This is a genomic window from Simplicispira sp. (genome assembly GCF_028687295.1).
GTDB classification, from domain to species: domain Bacteria; phylum Pseudomonadota; class Gammaproteobacteria; order Burkholderiales; family Burkholderiaceae_C; genus Simplicispira; species Simplicispira metamorpha.
In genome coordinates this window covers 1-8,735 of sequence record NZ_JAQUAL010000142.1, presented here as the reverse complement: position 1 = coordinate 8,735, position 8,735 = coordinate 1, and the positions used below count along the sequence as shown (strand labels likewise).

The following is an 8,735-nucleotide window of genomic DNA, read 5'->3' as shown; positions in this document are numbered from 1 at the left end:
GGCTTTGCACCTGCCCGAATCCGGCTGCCGCCAGCAGCGCGCGCACGCGCTCGGCCTGGTCCCAGCCGTGCTCCAGCAGCAGCCAGCCGCCCGGTGGCAAATGGGCCGGGGCCTGCGCGACGATGGCACGGATATCCTCCAGCCCGTCGGCCCCACTGGCCAGTGCTTGCAGCGGTTCGTGCGTCAGGGCCGCCAGGTGCGGGTCTTGCGCGGCAATGTAGGGCGGGTTGCTGACGATGGCATCGAACAGCCCCGCCACGCCTTGCAGCCAGTGGCCGTGCTGAAAGCGCACCGCCAGCCCCAACCGCGTGGCGTTGGCCTGGGCCACGGCCAGGGCGTCGGGGCTGGCGTCCACGGCCAGCACCTGGGCGTCGGGGCGCTGGTGTTGCAGCGCCAGGGCGATGGCGCCGCTGCCGGTGCCCAAATCGAGCAGGCGCGGTGCGCGCAGGGGCGCGATGGTTTCCAGCGCCCAGTCCACCAGGGTTTCGGTGTCGGGGCGGGGGTCGAGCACGCGGGCGTCGACGTGCAGCGGCAGACCGTAAAACGCTTTCACGCCCGTGAGGTAGGCCACCGGCTCGCCCGCAGCACGGCGCTGGCACAGGGCGCTGAAGCGCGCCAGTGCCTCGGGGGCGATGGCGTCGGTGTCGTGCGCCAGCAGCCAGGCGCGGCCTGCATCGGCGCGGCCCAGGGTGTGCAGCAGCAAGAGCTGGGCGTCGATGCGCTCCAGCCCCAGCGCGCGGGCGTGGGCCAGGGCGTGGTTCAGGTCAGACACGGGATGGACTCATTTTTTGATAGCTGCTCGCGCTGATCACACAAGGGATGGAAGCCAATTTGGCTTGAAATAGATGGTATTCACAGGCCACTGGCCTGCTCCAGCTCGGCCAGCTGCTCGGCCTCGCGGGCGTGTTGCATGGCTTGCAGCACCTCGCCCAGGTCGCCTTCCATGATGGCCAGCAGCTTGTACAGCGTCAGGTTGATGCGGTGGTCGGTCAGGCGCCCCTGCGGGAAGTTGTAGGTGCGGATGCGGTCGCTGCGGTCGCCGCTGCCGATCAGGCCCTTGCGCTCGGCGGCTTCTTTGGCGGCGCGCTCGCTGCGCTCTTTTTCCTGGATGCGCGCTTGCAGCACTTGCAGCGCCTTGGCCTTGTTGGCGTGCTGGCTGCGCCCGTCCTGGCACTCGGCCACGATGCCGGTGGGCAAATGCACTACGCGCACGGCGGAATCGGTTTTGTTGATGTGCTGGCCCCCGGCGCCGCTGGCGCGGAAGGTGTCTATGCGCAAATCCGCCGGATTCAGCTTGATGGCCTCGGTTTCATCGGGCTCGGGCATCACGGCCACGGTGCAGGCGCTGGTGTGGATGCGGCCCTGCGTCTCGGTGGCGGGCACGCGCTGCACGCGGTGGCCACCCGATTCAAAGCGCAGCTGGCCATAGGCGTTGTCGCCGATCACGCGCAGCACGATTTCTTTGTAGCCGCCCAGCTCGGACGGGCTCTCGCTGACCACCTCGGTGCGCCAGCCGGTGTTGGCGCAATAGCGCAGGTACATGCGCGCCAGATCGCCCGCAAACAGGGCAGACTCATCGCCGCCGGTGCCCGCGCGGATTTCCAGGAAGGCGTTGCGCGCGTCATCGGGGTCTTTGGGCAGCAGCAGGCGCTGCAATTCGGCCTCCAGCTGCTCTAGCTCTGCCGTGGCGCTGTCGATTTCTTCCTGCGCCATCTCGGCCATGTCGGGGTCGGCCAGCATGTCGCGGGCGCCTTCCAGGTCGGCGCTGCGCTGGCGCCAGCGCTGGTAGCGCCCGGCAATGGCGGTGACTTCGGCGTGCTCGCGCGAGAGCACGCGGTACTGGGCCATGTCGGCCATGATGTCCTCGCGCGAGAGCAGGAAGTCAAGCTCGGCCAGGCGCCGGGCGTAGCGCTCCAACTGGGTCTGGAGAAAAGGTTTCATGCAAATAGGGGGTGTTGTTTTGCTACAAAGTATGTAGCTGCTAGCGCCCGCCCCGTGGGCGCTAGAGTGGTTTTTTGCTTTGAGTGCGCAAAAACAGCCGCGTGGCCGTATCGACGGTTTGCGCGCGGGCGGCGGGGTCGCTGTTGCGTAGCTCGGCCAGGGTGCCGTGCAGCATCTTCTGGGCCACGCCGCGCGAGAGGGCGTCGAGCACGCTGTCGATGTCTTCGCCGCGCGCCAGGCGTTTTTTGGCGCGGGCGATTTCGGCGGCGCGCCAGGCGTCGGTTTGCTGCTGCAGTTGCTGGATCAGCGGCACCACACCGTGCTCGGGGTCGCGCTGCTCCATCCAGTGCATGAAGCTTTGCACGCCCGCGTCGATGATGGCTTCGGCCTGCGCCACAGCGGCCTGGCGGTGGGCCTGCGCGGTTTGCACCACGCTGGCCAGGTCATCGACGGTGTAGAGGTACACGTCCTCCAACTGCTTGACCTCAGGCTCGATGTCGCGCGGCACGGCCAAGTCCACCATGAACATGGGGCGGTGGCGGCGTTTTTTCAGGGCGCGCTCGACGGCGCCCAGGCCCACGATGGGCAGGCTGCTGGCGGTGCAGCTGACCACGATGTCAAATTCATGCAGGCGCTCGGGCAGATCGGCCAGGCGCATCACGGTGCCGCCAAAACGGGTGGCGAGCTTTTCGCCGCGCTCCAGCGTGCGGTTGGCAATCGCCAGGCTGGCGGGGTTGCGCGCGGCAAAGTGGGTGGCGCACAGCTCGATCATCTCGCCCGCACCGACAAACAGCACCCGCGTGCGCTCCAGGTCTTCAAACAGCTGGCTGGCCAGGCGCACGGCGGCAGCGGCCATGCTGATGCTGTGCGCGCCGATTTCGGTGCTGGTGCGCACCTCTTTGGCCACGGCAAAGCTGCGCTGGAAGAGTTGGTTGAGCGTGCTGCCCAGGGCGCCTGCGCTTTCGGCGGCGCGCACGGCGTCTTTCATCTGGCCGAGGATTTGCGCCTCGCCCAGCACCATGGAATCGAGCCCGCTGGCGACGCGAAAGGCGTGGCGCGCGACGGGGCCGTTTTCGAGCACGTAGGAGTGCGAGCGCAGCACGTCGGGGCTGACGCCGCCGCTGCGCGCCAGCCAGCCCAGCGTATGGTCGAGGGCCGCTTGCTCACCGGCGCAGTAAATCTCGGTGCGGTTGCAGGTGGAGATGATGGCCGACTCCACGCCGCGCGGGCTGCCCGACTGGTTCAGCGCCTGGCGCAGCCCTTGCAGCGTGGGCGCGATTTGATCCAGCGCGAACGCGAAACGACCGCGCAGGTCGAGGGGCGCGGTGGTGTGGTTGATGCCGAGGGCCCAGACTGCCATATGCCGGATTATAAAATTTGTTGCACCGCCTGCGCCGCAGGCGTCTGTACCCACCTCGAAGGGCATTCTTTTTATGGGCCTTGCGGCTGCTCTGAATCACCTGCTGAACCTGGTGGCGCCGGCTGCGGCGCTGGCGCTGCTGTTGCCATTGTGCGCCCGTGTTTTTTGGTCAAAAACGGCTGAAACGCCCGCCTGGATTGCGCAAGCAGCTATCAACTTTATAGTGGGCTGCGCGGTGTTGCTGCTGGGGCTATGGGGGTTTGGCCGCGACGGCAAGATGCTGACTTACACCGCGCTGGTGCTGGCCTGTGCCAGCAGCCAGTGGTGGCTGGTGCGGCCCGCGCGGCGTTGACGGCGTGGCCCCGGCGCTGCGCCAGCGCCGGGCGCGTTTGCCCCTGGCGCGGGTAATGGCAGCCGTGCCAGACGGCGCTTTTGTGCGCTGCACCATGCTAGGATGGCCCGCCAAGCTTCCAAGCCCGGGCGCCTGCAGACGGTGGCCTGGGCTTCGCCGACACAGGACCGCGCCATGAGCCCCACATCGCTGGACAAAAGCAAGATCAGGTTTCTTCTGCTCGAAGGCCTGCACCCCTCCGCGCTCCAGGTGCTGCAAGCCGCTGGCTACAGCAACATCGAATCCCTGAGCGGCGCCCTGCCGCAGGCCGAACTCATAGAGCGCCTGGCCGACGTGCATTTCATTGGTATCCGCTCACGCACCCAGCTCAATGCCGAGGTGCTGGCCCACGCGCCCAAGCTGGTGGCCATCGGCTGCTTCTGCATCGGCACCAACCAAGTCGATTTACAGGCCGCCCAGGAGCACGGCATTGCCGTGTTCAATGCGCCGTATTCCAACACCCGCTCCGTGGCCGAGCTGGTGCTGGCCGAGGCCATCTTGCTGCTGCGCGGCGTGCCCGAGAAAAACGCCGTGGCGCACCGCGGCGGCTGGCTCAAGTCGGCCGACAACGCCTATGAGATTCGCGGCAAGACGCTGGGCATCGTGGGCTACGGCTCGATTGGCACGCAGCTGTCGGTGCTGGCCGAGGGCCTGGGCATGAACGTGCTGTTCCATGACGTGGTGGCCAAGCTGCCGCTGGGCAACGCGCGCCAGGCCGCCAACCTGAACGAGCTGCTGGCTGCCAGCGACATCGTGACCCTGCACGTGCCCGAGTTGCCGTCCACGCAATGGATGATCGGCGCGCCCGAGATCGCCGCCATGAAGCCCGGCGCCATCCTCATCAATGCCTCGCGCGGCACGGTGGTGCAGATTGAGCCGCTGGCCGATGCCCTGCGCGCCAAAAAGCTGCTGGGTGCGGCGGTGGATGTGTTCCCGGTCGAGCCGCGCAGCAACCAGGACGAGTTTGTCTCGCCCCTGCGCGGCCTTGATAACGTCATCCTCACGCCGCACATTGGCGGCTCCACGCTGGAGGCACAGGCCAACATCGGGCTGGAGGTGGCCGACAAGCTCGTCAAATACAGCGACAACGGCACCACCACGTCGTCGGTCAACTTCCCTGAGGTGGCGCTGCCCGCGCAGCGCGGCAAGCACCGCATCCTGCACGTACACCGCAACGTGCCGGGGGTCATGTCCGAGATCAACCGCGTGTTCTCCGACAACCAGATCAACGTGGCCGCGCAGTACCTGCAAACCAACGAGCGCATCGGCTACGTGGTGATCGACATTGACGCCGCCTCGTCCGCGCTGGCGCTGGAAAAACTGGCGCAGATTCCTGCCACCTTGCGTTGTCGCGTGCTGTTTTGAGTGCCGGGGGCGTGTGCGCTGCGCGGGCTGCTGTCATGCAGGCGCGGCGCTGATTGCCTAGAATTCGTCCCCCCATTTCCTGTAACAGGGCGTGTTGCCCTTACTCCCCCTTTTCCACCGCTTCCCCCATGAATGCTCCCACCACGTTGGCCGTCCTGATGGCGCAGACCCCCGAGCCCGTGCGACTGCGCGAGATTCCCTACAACTACACCAGCTTCTCCGACCGCGAGATCACCATCCGCCTGCTGGGCGAGCGCGCCTGGGACGTGTTGCAGCAACTGCGCCTGGAGCGCCACACGGGCCGTTCGGCGCGCATGCTCTACGAGGTGATGGGCGACATCTGGGTGGTGCAGCGCAACCCGTATCTGCAAGACGACCTGCTGGACAACCCCGACCGGCGCAAGCTCCTGGTGCAGGCGCTGGAGCACCGCCTGGGCGAAGTGCAAAAGCGCCGCACCCCCGACGACGATGCCGCGCGCGACGCCCTGGTGGGCGAGCTGCTCCAGGCCGCATCGCAGGCCGTGCGCCAGTTCGACGCCGCCTTTGACCAGATCACGCAGCTGCGCCGCCAGGTGCGCCGCACGCTGGCGCGCCTGACGGCCAAGGACAACATCAAGTTCGATGGCCTCTCGCGCGTGAGCCATGTGACGGACGCCACCGACTGGCGCGTCGAGTACCCCTTCGTCGTGCTCACCCCCGACACTGAGACGGAAATGGCCGGTCTGGTCAAAGCCTGTATCGAGCTGGAGCTGACCATCATCCCGCGCGGCGGCGGCACCGGCTACACCGGCGGCGCCATTCCGCTGACGTGGAAGAGCGTGGTCATCAACACCGAAAAGCTCGAAGCCATGACCGAGGTGGAGATGCGCAAGCTTCCTGGCGTGGACCGCGAAGTGGGCACCATCTGGACGGAAGCGGGCGTGGTCACCCAGCGCGTGGCCGATGCCGCCGAGCGCGCAGGCTTTGTGTTTGCCGTGGACCCCACCAGCGCCGAGGCTTCCTGCGTGGGCGGCAACATCGCCATGAACGCCGGTGGCAAAAAAGCCGTGCTCTGGGGCACGGCGCTGGACAACCTGGCCAGCTGGCGCATGGTCACGCCGCAGGCCCAGTGGCTGGAGGTCACGCGCATCGGCCACAACCTGGGCAAGATCCACGACGTGGACATGGCCAGCTTTGAGCTGAACTACTACGAGGCCGACGGCAAAACCTTCATCCGCACCGAGCGTCTGGACATTCCGGGCAAAACCTTCCGCAAAGAGGGCCTGGGCAAGGACGTGACCGACAAGTTTCTGGCGGGCCTGCCCGGCATCCAGAAAGAAGGCTGCGACGGGCTGATTACGAGCGCGCGCTGGGTGGTACACCGCATGCCCGCGCACACGCGCACCGTGTGCCTGGAGTTCTTCGGCAACGCCAAAGACGCCGTGCCCAGCATCGTCGAGATCAAGGACTTCATGTTCGCCGAGCAAAAGCGCAGTGGCGTGCTGCTGGCCGGGCTGGAGCACCTGGACGACCGCTACCTCAAAGCCGTGGGCTACACCACCAAGAGCAAAAAGCACGGCGGCCTGCCCAAGATGGTGCTGTTTGGCGACATCGCGGGCGACAACGCCGACGACGTGGCCCGCGTCACCAGCGAGGTGGTGCGCATTGCCAACTCGCGCCGTGGCGAAGGCTTTATCGCCATCAGCCCCGAGGCGCGCAAAAAGTTCTGGCTCGACCGCAAAAAGACGGCGGCCATCAGCCGCCACACCAACGCCTTCAAGATCAACGAAGACGTGGTGATCCCGCTGCCGCGCATGGCCGAATACACCGACGGCATCGAGCGCATCAACATCGAACTCTCGCTGCGCAACAAAATCAAGCTGTGCGATGAGCTGACGGCCTTTCTCACGCGCGGCAACCTGCCGCTGGGGCCGCAGGGCGCCGCCGATCTGGAGGCGCCATCGCCCGAGCTGCTGGCCGAGCGCGTGGCCCAGGCGCTGGCCGTGGTGGCCGACGCCCGCCAGCTCTGGGCGCTGTGGCTGCATGACATCGAAACGCTGTTTACCCAGTTGCAAGACCACAGCCTGCGCGCCAGCTGGAAGACGCAGATCCGCAAGCCGCTGACCGACATTTTTTCGGGCGCCGCCTTTGCGCCGCTGCTGGCCGAGTGCAGCACCATCCACCAGCGCGTGCTCAAGGGCCGCGTCTGGGTGGCCCTGCACATGCACGCGGGCGACGGCAACGTCCACACCAACCTGCCCGTCAACAGCGACGACTACGACATGCTGCAAACCGCCCACGAAGCCGTGGGCCGCATCATGGTTCTGGCGCGCAGCCTGGACGGCGTGATCTCGGGCGAGCACGGCATCGGCATCACCAAGCTCGAATACCTGACCGACGAAGAGCTGCGCCCGTTTGCCCAGTACAAGCAAAAAGTAGACCCCGAAGGGCGCTTCAACAAAGGAAAATTGCTACGAAATCAGGAGCTTAAAGCGCCCGGTGGTCGGGCGCCAGAGGCCGATTTGGTGCAAAAAAACCAGCTCTACGCTGATTTGACCAACGCCTACACCCCCAGCTTTGGCCTGATGGGCCACGAGTCGCTGATCATGCAGCAAAGCGACATCGGCGCCATTGCCGATTCGGTCAAAGACTGCCTGCGCTGCGGCAAGTGCAAACCCGTGTGCAGCACGCACGTGCCGCGCGCCAATTTGCTCTACAGCCCGCGCAACAAGATTTTGGCCACCTCGCTGCTGGTGGAAGCCTTTTTGTACGAAGAGCAAACGCGCCGGGGCATCTCGATCCGCCACTGGCAAGAGTTTGAGGACGTGGCCGACCACTGCACCGTGTGCCACAAATGCCTCACGCCCTGCCCGGTGAAGATCGACTTTGGCGACGTGACCATGAACATGCGCAACCTGCTGCGCAAGATGGGCAAAAAGACCTTCCGCCCTGGCAATGCGCTGGCCATGACCATGCTCAACGCCACCAACCCCGACACCATCAAGCTGCTGCGCTCGGCCATGGTGGGCGTGGGCTTCAAGGCCCAGCGCCTGGCCGTGGATTTGTTGCGCAAAGTGGGCCGCAAGCAAACCGCCAAACCCCCGGCCACGGTGGGCACACCGCCCATCAAGGAGCAGGTGATTCACTTCATCAACAAGAAGTTGCCCGGTGGCCTGCCCAAGCAAACCGCGCGCGCGCTGCTGGACATTGAAGACCGCAACTACGTGCCCATCATCCGCAACCCGCAGGCCACCACGGCGGAGACGGAGGCGGTGTTTTACTTTCCCGGCTGCGGCTCCGAGCGGCTGTTCAGCCAGGTGGGCCTGGCCACGCAGGCCATGCTGTGGCATGCGGGCGTGCAGACCGTGCTGCCACCGGGCTATTTGTGCTGCGGCTACCCGCAGCGCGGCTCGGGCCAGTTCGACAAGGCCGAGAAGATGATCACCGACAACCGGGTGCTGTTCCACCGCGTGGCCAACACGCTCAACTACCTGGACATCAAAACCGTGGTGGTCAGCTGCGGCACCTGCTACGACCAGCTCCAGGGCTACGAGTTTGACCAGATATTCCCCGGCTGCCGCATCATCGACATCCACGAGTTTTTGCTCGAAAAAGGCATCACCCTGCCCGCAGGCCAGGGCGGCTACCTGTACCACGAACCCTGCCACAACCCCATGAAGTTGCAGGACTCGATGAAGA

General features: G+C 66.0%; 6 protein-coding genes. 3 read left to right on the top strand and 3 right to left on the bottom strand.

Translation table 11 applies throughout. The annotated features are described in order from the left end of the window. The 3 genes from prmC to hemA form a co-directional block, all read right to left on the bottom strand. On the bottom strand, positions 1 to 772 hold a 772-nt coding region (prmC, locus tag PHX69_RS13400; RefSeq protein ID WP_288044312.1), incomplete at its 3' end, for a peptide chain release factor N(5)-glutamine methyltransferase. 80 nt (positions 773 to 852) lie between these two features. Further along, a complete protein-coding gene (prfA, locus tag PHX69_RS13395; RefSeq protein WP_288044309.1) occupies positions 853 to 1,941 on the bottom strand; it encodes a peptide chain release factor 1 in 1,089 nt (362 codons plus the stop codon). A 61-nt stretch (positions 1,942 to 2,002) separates the two neighbouring features. Then, the gene (gene hemA, locus PHX69_RS13390; RefSeq protein ID WP_288044307.1) at positions 2,003 to 3,301 is read right to left on the bottom strand and encodes a glutamyl-tRNA reductase; all 1,299 of its coding nucleotides are present in this window, start codon (positions 3,299 to 3,301) and stop codon (positions 2,003 to 2,005) included. Between the two features lie 73 nt (positions 3,302 to 3,374). Here hemA and PHX69_RS13385 point away from each other — a divergent pair, with 73 nt between their 5' ends. From PHX69_RS13385 to PHX69_RS13375, 3 genes are all read left to right on the top strand, one after another. Next, complete coding sequence (locus PHX69_RS13385) at positions 3,375 to 3,653, top strand: hypothetical protein (RefSeq protein WP_288044305.1); 279 nt, start codon at positions 3,375 to 3,377, stop codon at positions 3,651 to 3,653. Between the two features lie 174 nt (positions 3,654 to 3,827). Then, a complete protein-coding gene (gene serA / locus PHX69_RS13380) occupies positions 3,828 to 5,057 on the top strand; it encodes a phosphoglycerate dehydrogenase (RefSeq protein WP_119014653.1) in 1,230 nt (409 codons plus the stop codon). A 128-nt stretch (positions 5,058 to 5,185) separates the two neighbouring features. Beyond that, positions 5,186 to 8,735, top strand: a 3,550-nt coding sequence (locus tag PHX69_RS13375; protein WP_288044301.1) for a DUF3683 domain-containing protein, incomplete at its 3' end; no start/stop codon positions are given.